The following is a 20,025-nucleotide window of genomic DNA, read 5'->3' as shown; positions in this document are numbered from 1 at the left end:
GATGTTATTCTACGTAACATCTTCGTAACGACTCCGCCCCCGCGCCATGGCTTCGCCCGCGCCCACCGCCACGCTGTGCCAGCTTGCCCGTCAAGGGTGGCCGCTGCTCATGGCCGTGCTGCTGACGCTGCTGTTGGGCTGGTCGGCACTGCACGAAGGACGCGGCAACGGCTCTGCTACCCACGGCTGGCAGGCACACGCTGAAGATCTGCAGCAGGTCATGCCGATGCCGGCCCCGCCGGCGGACGAGTGCCCGCACCATGTCGCACCAGCGCCGGAGCCGCCGCTGGATGGCGAGGGCACCACGCCCTGTACTGGACTGGCTCCCCCGCGCGCCGCCCTGGTCGCGCATGTTCCGCTGTGGCGCTCCGACGCCCTGCGTTGGCACCTGCACGATCCCGCACTGCGGTTGAACCCCGGCCACGCTCCGCCCGCACCGCACGCCAGCTGAGGCGCCCTGCGGCCGTTGCCGTGCGCCTGATTGCGTTTCCTGCCAGCCGAGCATCGGCTCGGCTCTACAGAAGAAGCTCTCTACGTGTCGTCGCGCTGCCTGCGCTTCGGCCCTCGCCCTTTCCCGATCCAAGCCACCGCCACCCATACCATGACCCACATCACGTCCCGTAAGCACGCCCCGCGCGTTTCCCTGCTCGCTACCGCCACCCTGGCCGCCGGCTTCGCACCGCTGGCCGCACAGGCCGCCGACAGCGCCGATGCCGGCTCCCGCAAGGCCACCGACCTGGACAAGGTGCAGGTGCGCGGCAGCTGGTTCAATCCGTCCTCGCCGAAGTTCACCGCCGAACTGCTGGATACCCCGAAGTCGGTGTCGATCGTGTCGGAGAAGCTGATCGCCGAAACCGGAGCGACCAACCTGCAGGATGCATTGCGCATGGTCCCCGGCATCACCTTCGGTGCCGGCGAAGGCGGCAACCCGACCGGTGACCGCCCCTTCATCCGTGGCTTCGATTCGCAGAGCAACGTCTTCGTCGACGGCCTGCGCGACGTCGGCTCGCAGACCCGCGAAATCTTCGACCTGGAGCAGGTGGAAGTGGTCAAGGGCCCGAGCTCGGCCTACGGCGGCCGTGACTCCGGTGGTGGCAGCCTGAACCTGGTGAGCAAGACGCCGAAGCTGAAGAACGAGACCAGCGCCAGCATGGGCATCGGCACCGACAGCTACGCACGCGGCACCGTGGACGCCAACTACGTGCTGGGCGACGGCATCGCCGCCCGCCTGAACCTGATGAAGCACGAGTCGGACATCGCCGGCCGCGACGCCGCCAATGTCAGCCGCTGGGGCATCGCGCCGTCGATCGCGTTCGGCCTGAACGGCCCGGCGCAGCTGATCGCCAGCCACTACCACATGCAGAGCGATGACCTGCCGGACGCGGGTGGCTTCCCCTACAACAATCCGTTCTCCAGCGGCCCGAACGTGGCCAAGAACGGCGATGGCCGCCCGATGGTGCCGGACCGCAACAACTACTACGGCCTGGTCGACCGTGATTTCCAGCACACCCGCGCCGATATCAGCACTCTGGACGCCAGCTACGACTTCGGCGGCCACAAGCTGCGCAACATCGCGCGCCTGGGCAACACCAGCAACGACTACCTGTGGACCCAGCCGGACGACAGCAAGGGCAACCCCAACCTGTACGGCACCTTGTGGCGCCGGACCAACTCCCGTGCGGTCGACGTCAAGAGCTTCGCTGACCAGCTGGGCCTGACCGGCGCCTTCCAGACCGGCGCGCTCAAGCACAGCTACAGCGCGGGCGTGGAGTACAGCGACGAGAAGATGACCCGTGGCAGCTACCAGATGACGCCAGGCACCGCCAACCCGCTGGAACCCCTCGCGGCCAACAGTTCGCGATGCACGGTGTCCGGTGCCGCTACCGGCTACAACTGCACCGACTTCAACAATCCGAACCCGAACGATCCGTGGGCGGCCGGTCAGACTGTCTATCGCAGCAACAAGGCGCAGGACGTTGAACAGCGCACCAAGACCAAGTCCGCGTATCTGTTCGACACCATCGAGCTCAATGCACAGTGGAGCTTCAACGTCGGCCTGCGCTATGACGACTACTCCACCACCCTGCTCACTCCGGGCAGCGCCACTCCCCGTGTGCGCAATGACAACGACTTCCTGAACTACCAGGCCGGCGTGGTGTTCAAGCCGGCCGCCAACGGCAGCATCTACCTGTCCTGGGGCACCTCCTCGACCCCGCCGGGCATGGACGGTGGCGACGGTTCGGACGGCCTGAATGCCGGCGTCGCCGACCTCAAGCCGCAGGACACCAGGAACCTCGAACTCGGCACCAAGTGGGACCTGCTCGACAACCGCCTGAACCTGACTGCCGCGATCTTCCACACCGTGATGAACAACGCACGTGTGACCATCGACAACGGCACCAGCCAGAATGCCGGCAAGAAGGAAATCAACGGCTTCGAACTGGGCTTCAATGGCCAGTTGACCGATGCCTGGAGCCTGTACGGCGGCTACACCTACCTGGACTCGGAACTGAAGGACAACGGCTTCGTCTGCGGCGTCAGCGTACCGCGTGGCCAGCCCTGCCCGACCTACGTGGTCTCCCCGAACAACGGCAACGTGTTCCCGAACACCGCCAAGCACAGCGCCAACCTGTGGACCACCTACCGCTTCCCGATCGGCCTGACCATCGGCGCTGGTGCGTTCTACTCGGACAAGCAGTACGGTGACGTCGCCAACACCAAGTGGATTGCCAGCTACACCCGCTTCGACGCGATGGCCAGCTACGCGATCCAGGACAACATCAGCCTGCAGCTCAACGTGCAGAACCTGACCGACAAGACCTACTTCACCAAGGCCTATGCCTCGCACTACGCGAGCATCGCCCCGGGTCGCTCGGCCACCCTGGCACTGAACGTGAAGTTCTGATGTAGCTCCGCTCCACCACGGCGGCAGGGTTCTCCTGCCGCCGTTTTTGTTTCCGGCGATACTCACCCCATGGTTACCCGCACTCCCATCGACAGCGATGCCCTGGCCGAGCTGCTGCAGCACGATCCGCAGGCTGCCTTCGCGCGCGTGCGCGACGCTGCGCAGGCCGGACAGGTCGAGGCGCAGCTGCTGCTCGCGCAGATGCACATGGAAGGCAAAGGCACCGCACAGGACACCTCGGCGGCACTGCTCTGGTACGAAACCGCCGCCAACAACGGCGCGCCGATGGCGATGAACATGCTTGGCCGCTGCCACGAACTGGGCCAGGGCACCGCGCCCGACCCGACACTCGCCGCGGTCTGGTACCGGCGCGCGGCCGATAGCGGGCTGGACTGGGGCCTGTACAACCTGGCCAACCTGCTGGCCACCGGCCGCGGCGTGACCCAGGACCGCGCGCAGGCATTGGCCCTGTATACCCGTGCCGCACACCTGGGCCATGCCAAATCGATGAACCTGCTGGCCCGCCACCTCGAAGACGGCCTGGATACCGCACCCGATCCGCAGGCAGCGCTGGCCTGGTACCAGCGCGCGGCCGAAGCCGGTGATTTCCGCGGCCAGGCCAACTACGCCTCGATCCTGCTGCAGGCCGGCCAGGTCGAGCAGGCCGTGCACTGGCTGCGGCTTGCACTGGCCCACGGCAGCCCGGCGTTCATGGCGCACATCGTGCCGGAACTGGCCGCGTCGCCGCATCCGCAGGTGCGCGCCCTGGTCGCACCGCCGTCCCTCTGAGGAGTCCCGCATGCTGCTGCACGTCCCCGATATTCTCAGCGCCGACCAGGTTGCCGACTTCCGCCGCCGACTGGATGCCGCCGACTGGACCGATGGCCGCGAGACCGTCGGCCATCTGGGCGCGCAGGCCAAGCACAACCAGCAGCTGCCCGAGGCCTCACCGCTGCGCCGCGAACTGGGCGAGATCATCCTCGTCGCACTGGCCCGGCACCCGCTGTTCTTCAGCGCCGCGCTGCCGCTGAAATACCTGCCGCCGCGTTTCAACCGCTACAGCGGTGGCGGCACCTATGGCTTCCATGTCGATGGCGCGGTAATGAACCTGGCCAACGGCGAACAGCTGCGCTCGGACATTTCCTGCACCCTGTTCCTGTCGGCGCCGGACGAGTACGAGGGCGGCGAATTGATCATCAGCGATACCTACGGCGAGCACGAAGTGAAGCTGCCCGCCGGCGACCTGATCGTGTACCCGTCCAGCAGCCTGCATCAGGTGCGGCCGGTTACCGCCGGCGCGCGCGTGGCCTCGTTCTTCTGGGTGCAGAGCATGGTCCGCGACGATGTGCAGCGCCGCCTGCTGTGGGAAATGGACGGCTCGATCGAGCGCCTGCGGCAGACCGGTGGCGACGCCGAGGCGGTGCTGCAGCTGACCGGCGTGTATCACAACCTGCTGCGGCGCTGGAGCGAAGTCTGAGCCCCGTCAGGCTGGCCTGCGACATTTTGGCAATCATTCTCATTTGCAACAGCTAACAGCTCTCATTACAATCACGCCCCGTTGATGCCGGCCGCTGCCGGCAGACCCCTGGGGACCCCTGCTTGCTGCGCCCGCTTCGCCCTCGCCCACTCATCCATCGCAAGATGGGCACCGCCATGCGCGGCCAGCGTCCTGCGCTGGCCAGCCTGTTGGCGTGGGTGGCGATGCTGGCCTTGCTGCTGGGCACCCTGCCGCTGCTGCCACACGGCCAGGCCGGAATGGCCGTGCAGATGCCGCTGGAAGAGCGCGGCGGCGAAGGTCCCTTGCAGGAAGAGGCACCGGCCAAGCTGCGCCGCTGTGCTGCCGCTCCGGTGAAATCAGCCGAGAAGGCACGCCCGCCGTTGCTGCTGGCCAGCCAATGGCTGCGCACCGAGCTTGAACTCGTACCCGCCACGCCGGCCATGCCCGGCGTGCGCCCGGACTGGCCGCTGGCCGCTCCGGACACGCCCTGGGCCGATGCGCCCGGGCGCCGCCAGCAACGCGGCCAGGCGCCGCCGCTCGCCTGATTCACGGCCCCGCGTGACCGCCTGCGCGGTCGTGCCCGCGCGCCGCTGCCTGCTTCATCCCTGCCGCCCCTGACCGGGCCTCCCCGTGCATGCCGCGCCGTTCGCGCCTGGCATCGCACCACCCTGCATCCTTCGAGGTTACTGCCATGGCCCAGCGCCATCGTGTCCGTTCGTCCCTGTCCCGTACCCTGCTGACCAGCGCCGTGCTGGCGGCCATGACCGCCCCCGCCTTCGCCCACGGTGACGCTTCCGGCGCGCCACAGACGCTGGACAAGGTGGTGGTCACCGCCTCCGGCTTCGAGCAGAAAATTACTGACGCGCCGGCCAGCATTTCAGTCATCACCCAGGAAGAGCTGACCAAGCGCCCATACATGACCCTGTTGGATGCAGTCCGCGATCTGGAAGGCGTGGACGTTGGCGAGACCCGCGACAAGACCGGCCAAGGCACCATTTCCATGCGCGGCATGGGCTCGGACTACACGCTGATCCTGGTCAATGGCCGCCGTCAGAACAATCACGGCGACATCTACCCGAACAACTTCGGTGGCAACCAGTTCAACCACATCCCACCGCTGGACGCGATCGAGCGCATCGAGGTCATCCGCGGCCCGGCTTCCACACTGTACGGCGCCGACGCCATGGGTGGCGTCATCAACATCATTACCAAGCGATCGCTGGACCGCTGGAGCGGCTCGGCCACCCTTGCCGGCACCTTCGAGACCGATGACGAATTCGGTGACGACCGTACCGCAGACCTGTATGTGACCGGTCCCATTGTTCCTGGTGTACTGAACCTCAGCGCACGGGCCAGCTGGTATGACCGTGATGCTTCCAATCCCCGTTACTCACCGGCAATCGACCCCAACGGCACCCCTCATGCCCGCACGCTGGGTTTTGGCGGCGGTGGCAAGACCGTAGACAACACAAACAAAGCTGGTGGTCTGAGCCTCGAATGGAACATAAATGAAGATCAACGCCTGACGCTGGACTACGACACCTCGCGCCAGGAGTACGACAATTCGATCAAGATCAATGATGCCGGTGTCGAGGAGTACCCGGTTGGCACCGTGGACAACATCAACAGCATCTGGCGCACGGCCAACTTCTGCCGCAACGGCAGCGGTGCCAATGCCAATGCATGCCGCGTCAGTGGCGGCACGTGGGCTCGTCGAGCCGACCCGCGCGTAGGCTACGGACCGACCCAGGAATTCACCCGCGATGCATGGGCGTTGACCCACGAGGGCAAGTGGGGCTTTGGCAACAGCCTGGTGTCCCTCTCGCACGTCTCGACCAACAACGATGGCCGGACGATGCCATTCACTGTCGCCGAACGCGAGTTGCTGCTGCAGATGATCGACGGCACCGGTGCCTATCGTGGCCGCTCAACGGCTGAACGCCGCGCACTGGCTGAATCAACCTTCCTGCCACGTCCTCAACGCACGCTCGAAAGCGCCCAGTACACCTTCGATGCAAAGTTGGACATTCCCTTCCAGGCCGCAGGCCAGCATATCGCCGTTGTCGGTGCGCAGGTCATCCGTGGTGAACTGACTGACGGCGTGTTCGGCACCGAGCGCGGAATGCCCGGCCAGAAGCAGGAGCACAACATGTATTCGCTGTTCGCTGAGGACACCTGGACCGTCATCGCGCCGCTGGGAATCACCTATGGCCTGCGCTACGACGACCACGAGGTATTCGGCGACCACTTGAGCCCGCGCCTGTACGGCGTTTACACCGTCAATGAACAGTGGACGGTGAAGGGTGGTGTCAGCACGGGCTTCAAGACACCCAAGACCACTCAGCTGTACGACGGCGTCACCGGCTTCGGCGCGCAGGGCACGCTACCGATGTTCGGCAACCCGAACCTGAAGCCCGAAACCAGCACCAGCACCGAACTGGCGGTTTACTGGCAGCATCCAGACGGGCACAACTTCAATGCCACGGTGTTCCACAACCGTTTCGACGACAAGATCGCCTCACAACCCTGTGGCGGCCGCCTCGCCCTGGCCTGCACCTCCACCGGCGACTACGCCGAGCTGGGCTACGCCAACAGCAGCAAAACGGTGAACATCGATGAGGTGATCATCCAGGGCGCCGAAGTGGCTGGACGCTGGAACATCGGCGAGCGCTTCAGCCTGCGTGCGAACTACACCTACACGGACAGTGAGCAGAAGAGCGGCGCGGAGAAAGGCCTCCCCCTGGGCAACAGCGCGCGGCACATGGCCAACGCTACCTTCGACTGGCAAGCCAGCGAGCGGTTCAATGTATTCCTGACGGCAGAGGCGCGCTCCAAGCGCTTCCGCGGACTCAGCGCCAATACCCGGGAGAAGCTGTACTACAAGGACTACACCACCCTGCACCTGGGCGCTTCGTTCGAAGCGACGCAGTGGCTGACGGTCAATGCTCGCATCAACAACCTGCTGGACCGGGATTTCACCACCTACCGAGCCAGCTTCGCCGATCTTGATAACAGCGGCATCTATGGCGATGCCAGCAACGAAGTGCTGTTCGAAGACGACTACAACAACAAGGACAAGGCCCGTAGCGTCTGGGTGAGCCTGAACTTCAAGTTCTGATCGCCGGTACTGTTCGATCCACGCATGGCGTGGATCGGCAGTTCCAGCCTGTCGGTAGTGCCGGCCGCAGGCCGGCAACCCCACGATGTTTCCCGGAACCCCGGAATTGCCGGCCAACCGCCGGCAATTCCCCTCCAGGGATACAGAACGACACGCAATTGCGAGCTATTCTCATCAATGATGTAATGGGCAGTCCTCGTCCGCCCCGAACCGTGCCGTGAGCCGTCCTGCCTCTTCCACCGTGCAGCAGCAACAGAACCGTGGCTTCTGGCTGCGGACGCTGCACCAGTGGCACTGGATCAGCTCGGCGGTGTGCCTGATCGGCATGCTGCTGTTCGCGGTGACTGGCCTGACCCTCAACCATGCCGCAAAGATCGAGGCCAAGCCCGAGGTGCAGAACCAGCATCTGGAACTGCCGGCCGCGCTGCTGGGCCAACTGGGCACGCGCGAGGACGGCAACGCGCCGATTCCGCGCCCGGCCCGGCAATGGCTGGACACGCAGCTGGGCATCGCCATCGGCGGGCGCCCGGCCGAGTGGTCGCCCGAAGAGATCTACCTGTCGCTGCCACGCCCCGGCGGCGACGCCTGGCTGAGCATCGATCGCGAGACCGGCGCGGTGGAGTACGAATCAACCTCGCGCGGCGCGGTGTCCTACCTCAACGACCTGCACAAGGGCCGCAATGCCGGCCCGGCGTGGGGCTGGTTCCTGGACCTGTTCGCCGTGGCCTGCCTGGTGTTCTGCATCACCGGCCTGTTCCTGCTGCACCTGCATGCGCGGCAACGGCGCATGACCTGGCCGCTGGTCGGCCTCGGCCTGATGATCCCGCTGCTGATCGCCCTGCTGCTGATCCACTGACTTTCCTTCGTTTCCGGAGCCGCCCCATGCGCGTCACCCTGACCATCGCCCTCAGCGGCCTGCTGGCCACCTCGCCGGCCTATGCCACCACCCTCGACATCAACGTCGAAGTGCCCAAGCTCAACGTGGCCGAATACCACCGCCCGTATGTGGCCGTGTGGCTGGAAGGCGCCGACCAGAAGGTCGCGGCCAACCTCTCGATCTGGTACCAGCAGACCAGCAACAGCGAAGGCCATGGCACCAAGTGGCTGCCCGACCTGCGCCAGTGGTGGCGCAAGAGTGGCCGCACCCTGCAGGTGCCGGTGGACGGCGTGACCGGTCCGACCCGCCCGGTCGGCAAGCACGCGCTGTCGTTCAACGACAAGCAGCCGGCACTGAAGCAGCTGGCCCCGGGCAACTACACCCTGGTAGTGGAAGCGGTGCGCGAAGTCGGCGGCCGCGAACTGCTGAAGATCCCCTTCACCTGGCCAGCCACCGCCGCGCAGAACGGCAAGGCGCAGGGCGCCACCGAACTGGGCCAGGTCACCCTGGCCGTCAAACCCTGAAAAGGGGACGGAGGGGATTAAGTCGTAATCCCCTCGCCCTTGTCGCATCACCCCGCATCCACTGGAGTCTTCCGCATGAAGCGCACGCTCGTCCTCGCCGCCGCCCTGGCCGCTGCCCTTCCCTTCTCCGCCCTGGCCCACAAGGCCTGGCTGCTGCCCTCGCAGACCGTGATCGCCGGCAACGCGCCGTGGATCACCGTCGACGGTGCGGTCTCCAACGACCTGTTCTACTTCAACCACGTGCCGCTGCGCCTGGAATCGCTGGTGATCACCGCACCGGACGGCAGCACCGTGCAGCCGCAGAACGCGTCGACCGGCAAGTACCGCAGCGTGTTCGACATCGAACTGAAGCAGCCGGGTACCTACCGCATCGCGTCGGTCAACGATGGCCTGTTCGCCACCTACGAGCAGAACGGCGAGCGCAAGCGCTGGCGCGGCAGCGTCGCCACCTTCGGCGAACTGCCGAAGGACGCGAAGAAGCTGGAAGTGAGCCAGTCGGTCGGCCGCGTGGAGACCTTCGTCACCAACGGCGCCCCGAACGACACTGCGCTGAAGCCGACCAACCGTGGCATCGAGCTGGTCGCCGTCGGCCACCCGAACGATCTGTTCGCTGGCGAGGAAGCCACCTTCCGTGTGCTGGTCGATGGCAAGCCTGCCGCCGGCCTGGAATTCGAGATCGTGCGTGGCGGTACCCGCTACCGAAACGCGCAGGACGAACTGAAGGTCACCAGCGATGCCAAGGGCGAGATCAAGGTGACCTGGCCGGAAGCCGGCATGTACTGGCTGGAAACCGGCACCGAAGACAACAGGACGTCGGTGAAGCAGGCCGCCAAGCGCCGCCTGAGCTACGTCGCCACGCTGGAAGTGCTGCCGCAGTAATGACGTGGACCGCGATGCCGGGCAACCCCGGCATCGCATCTGCAGCACACCACCATGACCGATCCCCTGCTCGATATCGCCCGCCTCGGTGGCACCACCATGGGCACCACCTGGAGCGTGTCGCTGGTCGCCCCGCGCCAGCGCGACCTGCACCCGCTCCATGCCGGCATCCAGGCGCGGCTGGACGAGGTGGTCGCGCAGATGAGCACCTGGGAGCGCGGTTCGGACCTGAGCCGCTACAACCGCGCCGACGCTGGCCAATGGTGCGTGCTGCCGGCTGAGACCCGCCACGTTCTGGCCTGCGCACAGGCCATCGCTTCGGCCAGTGGCGACGCCTTCGATCCCACCCTCGGTCCGCTGGTTGCCCTGTGGGGCTTCGGTGCACATGCCGGTGAACGCCGCCAGCCCGACGACGCTACCCTGCAGGCCACGCGTGAGCGTTGTGGTTGGCAGCGCCTGCAGTGGCAGGACGATGCACTGCTGCAGCCGGGCGGACTGGAACTGGATCTCTCTGCAATCGCCAAGGGCTTCGGCGTCGACCATGTCGCTGCGTGGCTGCGCACACAGGACATCACTGCCGCGCTGGTCGAAGTCGGTGGCGAGCTGGCCGGCTACGGCCGCAAACCGGACGGACAGCCGTGGCGCGTGCTGGTGGAATCCGCACCGGAAGAAGACGTGCACACCGATACCCCACCACGGGTGCTGGCGCTGGACGGCAAGGCCGTGGCCACCTCCGGCGATCGCTGGCACCAGTACCAGGCCGATGGCGAGGCCTACAGCCACAGCCTGGACCCGCGTTCGGGCAGACCGGTGCGCCAGGTCGCCGCGGCAGTCACCGTGGTGGCCGACGACGCCATGCACGCCGATGCCTGGGCCACCGCACTGACCGTACTCGGTCGCGAACAGGGCATGGCGCTGGCCGAACGCGAAGGACTGGCCGCGCGCTACCTGCAACGCGCCGCAGAAGGCCCGCAGGAATTCCTCAGCAGCGCCTTCCAGCGCCTGCTCGACGAGCAGGACGCATGAGCGCACGTCCATCGCGCGCCTGGCTCGGCAACGCACTGGCTCTGTTCCTGCTGGCAGTGATCGGCTGGGCGCTGCTGCGCCTGCACCTGGGGGAAGCCTGGTGGCAGGGCGCGCCACCGGCGCGGCAGTTACAGATCGCGGTGCTCGCCACGGCGCTGTATGCGCTGGCCTGCGCTGCACTGTGGTGGCGGGGGCGCCCGCACGACGATGCCGCAACCGGAGACACCGCGCCCATCCTGCTGGTCTGGTCCAGCCAGACCGGCTTTGCCCGCGAACTGGCCGAACGCAGTGCCGAAGCCCTGCGCGGTGCCGGCGTGCCCGTGCGCGTGCGCGGCCTGCATGAGGTCGACGCCGTGTTGCTGGCCGACAGCCAGCGCGCGCTGTTCATCGCCAGCACCACCGGCGAAGGTGATCCGCCCGACCACGCCCTGCCGTTCCTGCGCGGGGTGATGGCCACGCCGCCCTCGCTGCAGCACCTGCACTACGGCGTGCTCGCACTGGGCGACCGCAGCTATGGCCACTTCTGCGGATTCGGTCACCAGCTCGACCAATGGCTGCGCCAGCACGGCGCGCATCCACTGTTCGATGCGATCGAAGTCGACAACGCCGATCCGGCGGCGCTGCGTCATTGGCAACAGCTGCTGGGACAACTCGGCGGTGGCGCCAGTGAACTGCCCGACTGGAGCCCGGCCGAGTACCAGCCGTGGACGCTGCTGCAGCGCGAGCATCTGAACCCGGGCAGCCCCGGCGGTCCGGTGTATTGGTTGCGCCTGCAGCCACCGGCCGACGCGGATGCGCAGTGGCAGGCCGGCGACATCGCCGAGATCGGCCCGCAGCACGCATCGCACACCGTGCGTGCCTGGCTGGATGCACAACGCTTCGATGCGGACATCGTGCTGGATGACAAGCAGACGTTGCTGACACGCGTCGCGCGCTCGCACCTGCCCTCATTGGTTCCCCCGGGTGATCTGCCCGCATTGCTGGCGGCGCTGCAGCCGCTGCCGCATCGCGAGTACTCGATCGCCTCGGTGATGGCCGACGGTGCGGTGGAGCTGCTGCTGCGTCGCCAGCTGCGCGCCGATGGAACACCCGGCATCGGCAGCGGCTGGCTGTGCGACCACGCGGCCATCGGCGAACCGGTGCAGCTGCGTCTGCGCCGCAACGACAATTTCCATGGCGTGCCCGCAGATGTGCCGCTGCTGCTGATCGGCAACGGCACCGGCATCGCCGGCCTGCGCGCGCACCTGCACGAACGTGCTCAGCAGGGCGCGCGCCGGACCTGGCTGCTGTTCGGTGAGCGCACCGCCGCGCACGACTTCCACTTCGGTGAAGAACTGCAGGCGATGCTGGAAGACGGCACGCTGGCGCGCTTGGATGCGGTATTCAGCCGCGACGGCGGCGCGCATCGCTATGTGCAGGACCGGCTGCTGGCCGAAGCGGCAACGCTGCGGCAGTGGGTGGATGAAGGCGCGACGATCCTGGTCTGCGGCAGCCTGCAGGGCATGGCCCCGGCGGTGGATGCGGTGATCGAGCAGGTGTTGGGTACTGCAGGCAAGGAAGCGCTGTTGCTGGCCGGTCGTTACCGGCGCGATGTGTATTGAGGTTGCCGCATCCACGCATGGCGTGGATCTACTGAATGGCATCGATGCATGCGAACCGCCTCCTGGTAGGTGCGAACCGCATTCTGATGGGTGCGAACCGCCCTCTGGTGGGTGCGAACCTTGGTTCGCACCATGACGCGGCATCGGCGACCGCATCCACGCATGGCGTGGATCTACTGCGCGGCGTGTCCAGGCATGGCAACCACACCCAGTAGATCCACGCCATGCGTGGATTGAGCCACCGGCGCCCAGGAATCATCCCGCCGCTGCACTGACCCGTATCGCCAGCAACTCGCCACCACCCTGCAACGCGTGCCGCTGACGTTCGCCGGCTGCCAACCATGCGGTATCGCCCGCCTGCAGCGCCGGCAGGCCGCTGTCGGCGCCAAACTCCCCCTGACCGGCCAGCAGATGCAGCGCCCAGGCCACGCCCGGTTCGCAGAAGAAGAACATCGCGCCCACCAGCGGCCGGTGCAGCAGTTCGGCCTGCAGCAGCTCGCGCTTCCACATCAGGTTGAAATCATGGGTGGTGCCATCGACCAGTTCGCCGTGCAGCGTTTCCTCGCCGGCAAAGCGCACCCGCCCGTGTGGCGGCAGCACTTCCGCCACGCGTCCATCGTCGAAGCGCAGGCGCACGCCATTGCCCTGCAGCAGCACCAGCTCGCGCTCCACGCCAGGGAAGGCGGAGAACGCCGCGTCCTGCTCGATCTCGGCCACCGACAGGCGCAGCGCCCAGTCATCACCCTGCGCAGGAAGGCGCAGGATCTCGCGGGTCCAGCCAAGTCCATTCCGCCAGCGTTCGCGACGATAGTCCAGGCTGGAAATGACCTGGCTCGGAGTGTGCAGTAGGGAGTCGATGTTCATCCGCGCATTGCATCATGCTGCGCGCCGTCGTGCATCACCGCGTGGCGAGCGTGCCCTGGCCACCGCATCCGCCGGCCAGCAGCTGCGAGTGCTTCAGCCAGTCCTGGTCGGGGTAGTAGGCAAACACCATCGTGCCGCCACGCAACGCATCGATCAGCGGCTTGGCCACAGACAGCCGCACCGCCGGGCAACCCAGGCTGCGGCCCAGCCGCCCCTGCAGCTGCGCGGTGGCCGGATTCACGTACGGCGCACCGTGGATGACGATCGCGCGCTCGCGCGCGCGGTCGTTGAAGCCCGGTTCCAGTCCGGCCAGGCGCAGCGAATATCCATTGCCACCCATGTAGGTCTCCTGCGCGGTGAACGCGCCGAGACTGGACATGAAACTGCCATCGCGGTTGGAGAAGTGCTCGGTGCGGTTCTCGCCGCTGTTGCGGCCATGCGCCACCCATTCCTCGAACAGCAGGCGCTGGTGGGCCAGGTCGAAGACCCACAGGCGCGGCTCGGTGGACGGCCGCGAGTAATCGATCACGCTGAGGCGATCACCGTTGATGCCCAGCTCCGGCCGCTGCAGCGCACAGCGCATGGCGTGCGCCGCCAGCTGCAACACGTGGCGGTCGGCCTTGGGCGCACTGCGCGACAGCAAGGCAGCCAGATCATCGGCAGAGGTGGCGAGGGCGGGCGTCTGTGCCAGCGCCGGGGCGCTGGCCGAGGTCGCCAGCAGGCCGAACGCGGCCAGCCGGCACAGGCGGGATGCAGACATGGGCACAACGAGGGGACTCAGTTGCCCTTGAGGGTGGACCCTGGCGGCTCGGATTCCAAGACCGGCTGCATTCCGGATTCAGCCGGGCTTGGGCGGACCGCCGGCAGCGAGGTCACCAGCAGGGTCGTGCCCGGCACCAGCACCTGGTACAGCTGGCGGGCGAAGTCGGCCGGCAGCGCCATCGGCAGCGAAGGCGTGGCCAGCAGGTCCGGTGTGGCCTGGGCCCGGTCCTGGCCCAGCAACGGGTAGGCCGTCCACTGGTGCAGGCGCTGGTTCACGTCCAGCGGGCTGGGGGTGTCGCTGTAACCCTGCCCCATCACGAACAGCGTGGTGCCCTGGAAGGCCGGCAGGGCGTCAGCCTTCAGCGGCGACTCGCCGATCATCACGCCATCGCGCAGCACGTACAGGCGCTGGTCGTGCAGGCTGACCAGGATGCCGACCTGCCCGGCCGGCGCCGCGGCGTCGTCCCACCAGGCCTGTGCCGGCGCCCCGCCCTCGGTCTCCGGCAGGGCCTGGCCGCGCGCGTTCACCGGCGCCAGCACCGACGGATAGGCCAGGGTCATCGGCGAGCTCTTGGCATCGGCCACGACCACGGTATCGCCGCGCTGGGTTTCGCTGAACAGCTTCTGCGCGAAGGCCTGCGGCAGGCGCACGCAGCCGTGCGAGGCCGGATGCCCGGGCAGGCTGCCGCCATGCAGGGCGATGCCGTCCCAGGTCAGCCGCTGCATGTAGGGCATCGGCGCGCTGTTGTAGAGGTTGGACTTGTGGTCCTTGTCCTTCTGCAGGATGGTGAACACACCGGTCGGCGTTTCGTGCCCGGCCTTGCCCGAGCTGATCGTGGTCAGGCCGATGGCAATGCCGTTGCGGTACACATAGGCGCGCTGCTCATCGAGGCTGACCACCAGCACGATCGGGCCGGTCGGCGAGATTTCCGGATGCCACAGGTACTCGCCCGGCTTGAGGTCGGTCGGCCCGCGCACTTCGGCGGTGCTGGCTGAGGCAGCTACAGGCTTGGCAGCCGGCGTCGGCGCAGCGGCATGGGCCAGCAGCGGCAGGGCCAGTGCAAGGGCGAGCATCAGGGTGGTGGGGCGGTGCGGAAGCATCCAGCGGGGGTCCTTTCCATGCGGTGCGGCCACCGTACACCATCGGCCCGTGGTGGCCGCGGCAAAACCAGGCGCCGGAAATGAAACTGCCCGGCGACACAGCCATGTGTCGTACCGGGCAATCGTTACGTCCTTGTCGGCCTGCTGCCGCCCCCTCGCATCCTGCGCTGTGGGGGTAGCGTTGCATCCTGCACGCGGCCGCGTCTGTCCTGTTTGTATCTCAGCCCCTTCCACAGGTCTGTGATGCCACCATCCTGGTGATTGGTGCCGCGTCCTGCGGCGGTCGGTGGTCACGGCCGTCCTGTCCGTGACCGGTGAGCCAGCTTCCTGCCGGTTCCGACGATTCCTGCTGTCAGCGCCTGGGTACGGTTCGCACCGGTACCGATCCGGGTACCGGATCCGCCGGCAACAACCTGTTGCCTACGGTGATCCGCTGTCGATTCCGTTCGACGATTGCTTTCCCTATCCCCTTCACCTGCGTCAGGTCCTCGACGCGATGAAACGGGCCGTGTCTGCGCCGGTGCTCGACGATTGCCTCGGCCTTGGCGGCTCCGACCATCGTCAATCCCTGCTGCAGCGCCTGGGCATCGGCGCGGTTGATGTCGATCGGTTCGGCGGCATGCGCCCCAGCGATCCACACGACCAGCACCAGTGCCCTCAACACGACATTCCAAGGCACGACGTGTAACTCCTTGTGATTCTGGCCGTCCCGACCGGCAATCCCGTCGGTAGGAACAGTGTCCGTCACCACATGCACACAGCCTATCGGTTTCCTGGATTTCTAAAAGCCAGCCAAATACCCGACGTGCTGTAGGAAAAACCCTACCCGTGGCACAGGCGTAGAATGGCCGGATCAGCCCATGCAACCGGAGTTTCAGATGGACAGCGCCAAGCTCGGCCAATTCGTCAATGACAAGTGGGACAGCGAAATCGTCCCGCAGTTGGTCGACTACATCCGCATTCCCAACAAGTCGCCGATGTTCGACGCCAATTGGGTGCAGAACGGCTACATGGAACAGGCGGTCACGCTGATGGAGAACTGGGCCAAGGCCCAGCAGCTGCCCGGCCTGAAGGTTGAAGTGGTGCGCCTGGAAGGTCGTACCCCGCTGATCTTCCTGGAAATTCCGGCTACCGGCGCCGAAACCGGCGACGACACCATCCTGCTCTACGGCCACCTGGACAAGCAGCCGGAAATGACCGGCTGGGACGACGACCTCGGCCCGTGGACCCCGGTCCTGCGCGGCGACAAGCTGTATGGCCGCGGCGGTGCGGACGACGGCTACGCCATCTTCGGCTCGCTGGCCGCCGTGCTGGCGCTGCAGGCCCAGGGCCTGCCGCACGCACGCTGCGTGGTGCTGATCGAAGCCTGTGAAGAGTCCGGCAGCTACGACCTGCCGGCCTACGTCGACCATCTGGCCGACCGCATCGGCAAGCCGTCGCTGGTGGTCTGCCTGGATTCGGGCTGCGCCAACTACGACCAGCTGTGGTGCACCACCTCGCTGCGCGGCCTGACCGGCGGCAACTTCACCGTGAAGGTGCTCAACGAAGGCGTGCACTCCGGCGATGCCTCCGGCGTGGTGCCGTCCAGCTTCCGCCTGCTGCGCCAGCTGCTGTCGCGCATCGAGGACCAGGACACCGGCCGCATCCTGATCGACGGCATGAACGTAGAAATCCCGGCCGAGCGCCAGGCGCAGGCCAAGCGTGCCGCCGAAGTGGTCGATACCGAGATCTTCGAGAAGTTCCCGATGGTCGACGGCCTGCGCCCGATGAACGAGGACCTGACCGAGCTGGTGCTCAACCGCACCTGGCGCCCGGCACTGTCGGTCACCGGCGTCGGTGGCATGCCGGCGCTGGAATCGGCCGGCAACGTGCTGCGCCCGCAGACTTCGGTGAAGCTGTCGCTGCGCCTGCCGCCGACCGCCGATGGCAAGACCTGCGGCGAGCTGCTGAAGGAAGCGCTGCTGCGCGATCCGCCGAACGGCGCGCAGGTCACCCTTGACCTGGAAAAGGCCTCCACCGGCTGGAACGCCCCGGCCATGGCGCCGTGGCTGACCCAGGCCATCGACGACGCCAGCCAGGCCTTCTTCGGCAAGCCGGCGATGTACATGGGCGAAGGCGGCTCGATCCCGTTCATGGGCATGCTGGGCGAGAAGTTCCCGGGCGCCCAATTCATGATCACCGGCGTGCTCGGCCCGCACTCCAATGCACACGGCCCGAACGAGTTCCTGCACATCCCGATGGGCAAGAAGGTCACCGCCTGCGTGTCCAAGGTGATCAGCGAGCACTACGCCGCCAGCCTGCGCGGCGAGACCAGCGGTTCGCCGGTGGCTGCCGACAGTGGCACTCGCCACGGCGACCACGGCTGCTGCTGATTACGGCACACCGTGACGGACGCAGCCTGGCCTTGCTAGGCTGCGTCCACCCTTGGTGGAAATCGCGCGCATGAATGGTCTGTTCGGCAGCAGCAGCTGGCTCTACATCATCCTGGTCGGCTTCTTCGTTGGCCTGCTTGGGCGTTTCTTCATGCCCGGCAACAACCGCATGGGCTGCCTGCTGACCATCGTGCTGGGCATCATTGGCGCCTTGGTGGCAGGCTGGTTCGGCCAGTACATGGGCTGGTACGCCCCCGGTGAGCCGGCCGGTTTCCTCGGTGCGGTAGTGGGTGCGGTGGCCGTGCTGGCCGTCCTGCGCCTGTTCAGCGGCCGCCGCTGACCCCGCCCCCCTTTCCCATTCTGTTCCCGACGTAGGCGCGCCCAGCGCGCCCGGATATGCCTGCATGACCGAACCCGCCTCCGATCCCCAGCGCAGCGCGCAGCGCCTGCAGTGGGCCCGTACCCAGCTCGACGATGCCAACGCGGTGGTCGAACGCGCCTCGGTCGATGCCGGCATGCGCAGCTACTGGCGCACCACCAGCACGCGCGGCAGCCACATCGTGATGGACGCCCCGCCGGGGCTGGAAGATCCGCGGCCGTGGCTGCGCATGCGCGGCCTGCTGCACGACAACGGCCTGCGTGTGCCCGCGCTGCTGGCACAGGATCTGGATGCCGGCTTCCTGCTGCTGGAAGATCTCGGCGGCCCAACCCTGGCGAAGATCCTCGACGAGCGCAACGCTGACGAATGGTTCGGCCGTTCGATCGAACAGCTGCTGCGCCTGCAGGCGATCCCGGTGCCGGCCGACTTCGGCCAGTTCGGCGAGGCGCTGCTGCAGCGCGATGCCGGGCTGTTCGACGAATGGTTCCTGCAGCGCCACCTGAACCTGGAGCTGGACTGCGGCGAGATTGAAGGGCTGCAGCTGGTACACCGCCGTTTGATGGACAACGCGCTGGGCCAGGCCCAGCTGATGACCCACCGCGACTACATGCCGCGCAATCTGATGCCGGTCGAGAATGGTCCCGCAGTGCTGGATTTCCAGGACCTGGTGCGCGGCCCGATCGCCTACGATGCGATGAGCCTGTTCAAGGACGCGTTCCTGAGCTGGCCGCTGCAGCGTGTGGACGAGTGGCTGGCGCAGTATCACCAGCGCGCCCGCGACGCCGGCCTGCCGATGCCCGACCGCGCCACCTTCCTGCGCGATGCTGACTGGATGGGCATCCAGCGCCACGTGAAGATCCTGGGCCTGTTCTGCCGCCTGCGCTATCGCGACAACAAGGGCCATTACCTCGACGACGCGCCGCGCTTCATCACCTATCTGGATGAAGTGCTGCCGCGCTACCGCGAACTGGCACCGCTGCAGCAGCTGCTGGAAGGCCGCATCAAGCCAGCGCTGGCCGACCTGGCCGCACCGATGCGCGTGGCCCGATGAAGGCACTGATCTTTGCTGCTGGCCTCGGCGAGCGCATGCGCCCGCTGACCCTGCACACGCCCAAGCCGCTGCTGGAAGTAGCTGGCAAGCCGCTGATCGTGTGGCACCTGGAACGCCTGGCCGCACTCGGCGTGCGCGAGGTGGTGGTCAACACCGCATGGCTGGCCGAGCAGTTCCCGGCGACGCTGGGCGATGGCAGCCAATGGGGCCTGCGCCTGCATTTCATGTACGAAGGGCAGACCCCGCTGGAAACCGGCGGGGGCATTCTCAACGCGTTGCCGGTGCTGGGCGACGCCCCGTTCCTGGTCGTGAACGGCGACATCTGGACTGACTTCGATTTCGCCACGCTGCCGCGCGAGCCGCAGGGCCAGGCGCACCTGGTGCTGGTCGACAATCCCACGCAGCACCCGGACGGTGACTACCGCCTCGATGCGCAGGGGTTGCTGCACCACGACCGCGAAGGACCGTGCCTGACCTATGCCGGCATCGGCGTGTATCGCCCTTCCATCGTGGCCGACTGGCGCGCGGTGATCGGCGAGGCACCGGGCAGCGAGCGGATGCCGCCGAAGTTCTCGGTGGTGCCGCTGCAGAAGCATTTCATGGCGCAGGGGTTGATGACGGGGCAGCACCATCGCGGGCGCTGGACCGATGTCGGCACCGTGGATCGCCTGCGCGCGCTGGATGTTGAGTTGGCGGCGAACGGCTGAGCCCCTCGTGGCTGGATGCGTGGTCGGTAGAGTCGAGCTTGCTCGACTGCAAAGCCGTGCTTGGCCGGTCGGGATGGGCTGCGCAGGGGAGGCTGCAAGTACCCCTCCGGGGCCCGGCCCAGCCGCTAGCGGCTGTGCGTTCGGTCGCTTGCGAAGCAATGCTTCGCAAGCAAAGCGCCCTCACCCCTGTAAGCTCGGTCGCCGCATCCATGCGGCTCACGCCCCTGCGCAACCCATCCCGCCCGGCCACGGACAATTTCCGTGCGCGTCCAGCCACGGAAAAGAAAAAGAAAGGACAAGACGGATCGCTCCCCGCGGCCCCCGCGGTTTGGGGCCCAGGGGCCCACCCCGCCCTTTAAAA

Annotated in this window: 19 protein-coding genes; 15 read left to right on the top strand and 4 right to left on the bottom strand. The window is 66.9% G+C overall.

From position 1 onward, the window contains the following. Positions 1 to 46: 46 nt before the first annotated feature. From EKL94_RS06585 to EKL94_RS06535, 11 genes are all read left to right on the top strand, one after another. Positions 47 to 451 carry a hypothetical protein gene (locus EKL94_RS06585; RefSeq protein ID WP_126928472.1) on the top strand — a complete coding sequence of 135 codons (405 nt, stop codon included), beginning with the start codon at positions 47 to 49 and terminating at the stop codon, positions 449 to 451. 150 nt (positions 452 to 601) lie between these two features. Further along, on the top strand, positions 602 to 2,905 hold the full coding sequence (locus EKL94_RS06580) for a TonB-dependent receptor (protein WP_126928471.1): 2,304 nt from the start codon (positions 602 to 604) through the stop codon (positions 2,903 to 2,905). A gap of 69 nt (positions 2,906 to 2,974) precedes the next feature. After that, on the top strand, positions 2,975 to 3,694 hold the full coding sequence (locus EKL94_RS06575; protein WP_126928470.1) for a tetratricopeptide repeat protein: 720 nt from the start codon (positions 2,975 to 2,977) through the stop codon (positions 3,692 to 3,694). A gap of 10 nt (positions 3,695 to 3,704) precedes the next feature. Continuing rightward, positions 3,705 to 4,382: a Fe2+-dependent dioxygenase gene (locus EKL94_RS06570; protein ID WP_126928469.1), complete on the top strand. Its 678-nt coding sequence runs from the start codon at positions 3,705 to 3,707 to the stop codon at positions 4,380 to 4,382. A gap of 164 nt (positions 4,383 to 4,546) precedes the next feature. After that, positions 4,547 to 4,948, top strand: coding sequence for a hypothetical protein (locus EKL94_RS06565; RefSeq protein WP_126928468.1), 402 nt, complete (start codon positions 4,547 to 4,549; stop codon positions 4,946 to 4,948). Positions 4,949 to 5,094: 146 nt separating this feature from the next. After that, a complete protein-coding gene (locus tag EKL94_RS06560) occupies positions 5,095 to 7,521 on the top strand; it encodes a TonB-dependent receptor domain-containing protein (protein ID WP_126928467.1) in 2,427 nt (808 codons plus the stop codon). Positions 7,522 to 7,738: 217 nt separating this feature from the next. Next, positions 7,739 to 8,377, top strand: coding sequence for a PepSY-associated TM helix domain-containing protein (locus EKL94_RS06555; protein ID WP_005408421.1), 639 nt, complete (start codon positions 7,739 to 7,741; stop codon positions 8,375 to 8,377). 26 nt (positions 8,378 to 8,403) lie between these two features. Next, entirely contained in the window at positions 8,404 to 8,922 is a 519-nt protein-coding gene (locus tag EKL94_RS06550; RefSeq protein ID WP_126928466.1) for a DUF2271 domain-containing protein, read from the top strand. A gap of 75 nt (positions 8,923 to 8,997) precedes the next feature. Continuing rightward, the gene (locus tag EKL94_RS06545) at positions 8,998 to 9,801 is read left to right on the top strand and encodes a DUF4198 domain-containing protein (protein WP_126928465.1); all 804 of its coding nucleotides are present in this window, start codon (positions 8,998 to 9,000) and stop codon (positions 9,799 to 9,801) included. A gap of 54 nt (positions 9,802 to 9,855) precedes the next feature. After that, entirely contained in the window at positions 9,856 to 10,827 is a 972-nt protein-coding gene (locus EKL94_RS06540; protein ID WP_126928464.1) for an FAD:protein FMN transferase, read from the top strand. Continuing rightward, the gene (locus tag EKL94_RS06535) at positions 10,824 to 12,428 is read left to right on the top strand and encodes a sulfite reductase subunit alpha (protein WP_126928463.1); all 1,605 of its coding nucleotides are present in this window, start codon (positions 10,824 to 10,826) and stop codon (positions 12,426 to 12,428) included. The genes EKL94_RS06540 and EKL94_RS06535 overlap by 4 nt, the downstream gene beginning before the upstream one ends. Positions 12,429 to 12,683: 255 nt before the next feature. Here EKL94_RS06535 and EKL94_RS06530 read toward each other — a convergent pair whose 3' ends face one another. From EKL94_RS06530 to EKL94_RS06515, 4 genes are all read right to left on the bottom strand, one after another. Continuing rightward, complete coding sequence (locus EKL94_RS06530; protein ID WP_126928462.1) at positions 12,684 to 13,292, bottom strand: HutD/Ves family protein; 609 nt, start codon at positions 13,290 to 13,292, stop codon at positions 12,684 to 12,686. A 34-nt stretch (positions 13,293 to 13,326) separates the two neighbouring features. Next, positions 13,327 to 14,052: a murein L,D-transpeptidase catalytic domain family protein gene (locus EKL94_RS06525; RefSeq protein WP_126928461.1), complete on the bottom strand. Its 726-nt coding sequence runs from the start codon at positions 14,050 to 14,052 to the stop codon at positions 13,327 to 13,329. Between the two features lie 17 nt (positions 14,053 to 14,069). Further along, positions 14,070 to 15,155: a L,D-transpeptidase gene (locus EKL94_RS06520; RefSeq protein ID WP_126928460.1), complete on the bottom strand. Its 1,086-nt coding sequence runs from the start codon at positions 15,153 to 15,155 to the stop codon at positions 14,070 to 14,072. Between the two features lie 352 nt (positions 15,156 to 15,507). Then, a complete protein-coding gene (locus EKL94_RS06515) occupies positions 15,508 to 15,834 on the bottom strand; it encodes a ComEA family DNA-binding protein (RefSeq protein WP_260473396.1) in 327 nt (108 codons plus the stop codon). Between the two features lie 199 nt (positions 15,835 to 16,033). Between EKL94_RS06515 and EKL94_RS06510 the strand changes: the two genes are divergently transcribed. The 4 genes from EKL94_RS06510 (at position 16,034) to murU (ending at position 19,664) form a co-directional block, all read left to right on the top strand. Continuing rightward, complete coding sequence (locus tag EKL94_RS06510; protein ID WP_126928499.1) at positions 16,034 to 17,527, top strand: M20 family metallopeptidase; 1,494 nt, start codon at positions 16,034 to 16,036, stop codon at positions 17,525 to 17,527. A 70-nt stretch (positions 17,528 to 17,597) separates the two neighbouring features. Then, positions 17,598 to 17,867 (top strand): GlsB/YeaQ/YmgE family stress response membrane protein, encoded by a 270-nt coding sequence (locus tag EKL94_RS06505; protein ID WP_049434469.1) that lies wholly within the window; start codon positions 17,598 to 17,600, stop codon positions 17,865 to 17,867. Between the two features lie 64 nt (positions 17,868 to 17,931). Further along, positions 17,932 to 18,957 (top strand): aminoglycoside phosphotransferase family protein, encoded by a 1,026-nt coding sequence (locus EKL94_RS06500; RefSeq protein ID WP_126928459.1) that lies wholly within the window; start codon positions 17,932 to 17,934, stop codon positions 18,955 to 18,957. Continuing rightward, a complete protein-coding gene (gene murU, locus EKL94_RS06495; protein ID WP_126928458.1) occupies positions 18,954 to 19,664 on the top strand; it encodes an N-acetylmuramate alpha-1-phosphate uridylyltransferase MurU in 711 nt (236 codons plus the stop codon). Before EKL94_RS06500 ends, murU begins: the two co-directional genes overlap by 4 nt. The last annotated feature ends 361 nt before the right edge of the window (positions 19,665 to 20,025 follow it).

Origin of the sequence: Stenotrophomonas maltophilia (assembly GCF_003970865.1) — a bacterium.
Taxonomy (GTDB): Bacteria; Pseudomonadota; Gammaproteobacteria; order Xanthomonadales; family Xanthomonadaceae; genus Stenotrophomonas; species Stenotrophomonas maltophilia_AR.
This window is presented reverse-complemented; position numbering and strand designations above follow the sequence as displayed.